2 protein-coding genes and 1 pseudogene are annotated in these 2132 nt (G+C 48.8%); 1 reads left to right on the forward strand and 2 read right to left on the reverse strand.

All coding sequences use genetic code 11. From position 1 onward, the window contains the following. Positions 1-93, forward strand: a pseudogene (locus tag BLU70_RS14495) (transposase); the annotation flags it as partial. Between the two features lie 257 nt (positions 94-350). Here the strand turns inward: BLU70_RS14495 and BLU70_RS14155 are convergent. Continuing rightward, positions 351-587: a hypothetical protein gene (locus BLU70_RS14155; RefSeq protein WP_074694000.1), complete on the reverse strand. Its 237-nt coding sequence runs from the start codon at positions 585-587 to the stop codon at positions 351-353. A gap of 569 nt (positions 588-1156) precedes the next feature. Then, positions 1157-2071 carry a ThiF family adenylyltransferase gene (locus BLU70_RS14160; RefSeq protein ID WP_083341327.1) on the reverse strand — a complete coding sequence of 305 codons (915 nt, stop codon included), beginning with the start codon at positions 2069-2071 and terminating at the stop codon, positions 1157-1159. Positions 2072-2132: the final 61 nt, after the last annotated feature.

Genomic DNA, 2132 nt, shown 5'->3' on the forward strand with positions numbered 1-2132 from the left:
CGAGCTGCGATGATTGCTACGGGTGTAAACGAAGAGGGATATCGTGAAATCCTGGGTATGATGCTTGGAGACAGTGATTCGGAAGCGAGTTGGGTGGGACCTGTGGATAACTCGTGTAGTCGTGCCCGAGGTTCCTCGTCAGAGGAGATCTGGCGGCTGCTGGCACGATCGTATCGCAAGATCTACTCATTTTCATATCCCCGATGCGTCGAAGTTCGACATGGATGTCTTATGTCTAACTGCCGAAGGCGAGCCCCCTCATTCGGCCTTCAACCACAGGTATCCGAGCACACGGATTTCTAATTGGCTCCTGGATTCCACTAAATTACATAATTTTAAGATTGATCCCTCTATTCTCGACGTCTGTCGTAGATGATTTGCACGATGATCGCGAGTATAAGCGCATTCACCAGAATCCATATACCTGATATGACGCCTCCTAGCAATCCGTGCCCGAGATCTTTATATTCGCCCGAAACCAGCATTACGTAGTTAAACAGCATTAACAATGCAATAATCCCAAGCTGTTTGGATGCACGGGATCGCTTGCGACGATCATTCTCTGTTAACGCAAACTTGGATTTCAAGATACAACCTCCTTGTTGTATAAGGTCCAGATTTTCTACAGGACGTCGGGTATAGCCTTGAGAATCGCTTGCATCCTAATCTCCCGGGTATGACCAACTCTCCTCCAGGATCACGGTTGGCACAGGCTAGTCAACGCGAGCTTACGGTCACCAGCACGCTCCAGCCTTGGCCAGGTTCATTGCCCCTTGGTTTCCCAGCCCCACTGTAAATTATACCATCCTCAATCGGTGGCGGGTACCTTTCACCACCCGCACCCCTGACTTTCTCCTTCGGCACACAATACACCCATCCCCCGTATCTCACTCGCCACCAAGTGCGGCTCCATGACCTGGCGGTTCGGTTGGCCCTTGCGCATGGTGCCGTAGACGAAAACCACGCGTGTGCACACGCCTGTGGATAAGTCGGACAAGGGCGCGCCGCTATAGGAACCCATATCCATCCGTTAGTCTATGCGCTCTACCCAACTGTCGAAGTCGGGATATAACCTCGCCGACAATCCACAGTTTTCCTTCTAGAAACTGATTCAAGGTTCACTCGAACACGCGTCTAGGTGTGTCGAATTTGACCATCACGTGTTATTTGTCCGGATGCTTGACTTTTTGGGAAGATGCAAAAAGTGGGCTAGGTACGCGACGCCTGTAATGACCACTAAAATGACCGTGTAGGCTATGGCGCTTTCCGCAATAATCATAAGTATGGTTTGGATAATATTCAGTATTGTTGCAGCCGAAAAGTGCTGAGAAAACGCTTTGAACGTCGAGAAATCAGTACCGACTATCGCTGGTAAAACGAACACCGCTCCGTCAACAACTAGGCGACGAAAGGTTTGTACAAATGATCTTCTATACGCATAGATACCGGTAATGAAGAACAATACAAGCAATCCACATAGCCCCCAAAAGAATGTATGCTTTACATGCTCCAAGAGCGTAGCGAAAGAAGATGCTACAAAAATCGCTACTGTCGGCCAGTTGATAATTAGCTTACGCCGGGGGGCATATGGTGGATGTCCACAGGTAGAGCAAGTTTTCGTGCTTTCCAACTGTGATTCGTGCCATGACGAGGAGTCGAACCGATATGTGAAGAGCTTGTTGACTAGATCAGCGTCTGAGTGCCATAAAATTTTTACCGCATACAAGGCAATCTGAGAAGCAACAGCACCCACGACCGGCGATAAGGTAGGACCGATACCTGCTAGACGCTTTCCTTGAGGAGCGCCTACACAGTCAAAACACAACGATTTTTTAGGAATAAAAATCGGTCCAATGATCCCCGACGTGTCCGCAAACCCTCCCGCTATATAAGGAATTCCTTGTGCCACACACGCTTGGTTTAGCCAAGTCATGACGGACTCTGGAGAATCAATTGCCTTGATAACCAAATCTGCGCCAGTAATGATTTCAGCCAACGTTGACGAGTCCTCGATCCGGACAATTCGACTCTCGATTTTTAAGTTGAGTCCATATAATTGGTGTAAATTCAGTGGAAGCGCTGGGTGACATCATGTAGACGTGCCACCCCGTCCCTCTTTGGTAGAATCAGTG

This window comes from Alicyclobacillus hesperidum, from assembly GCF_900107035.1.
In the GTDB taxonomy this organism is placed as follows: Bacteria; Bacillota; Bacilli; order Alicyclobacillales; family Alicyclobacillaceae; genus Alicyclobacillus; species Alicyclobacillus hesperidum.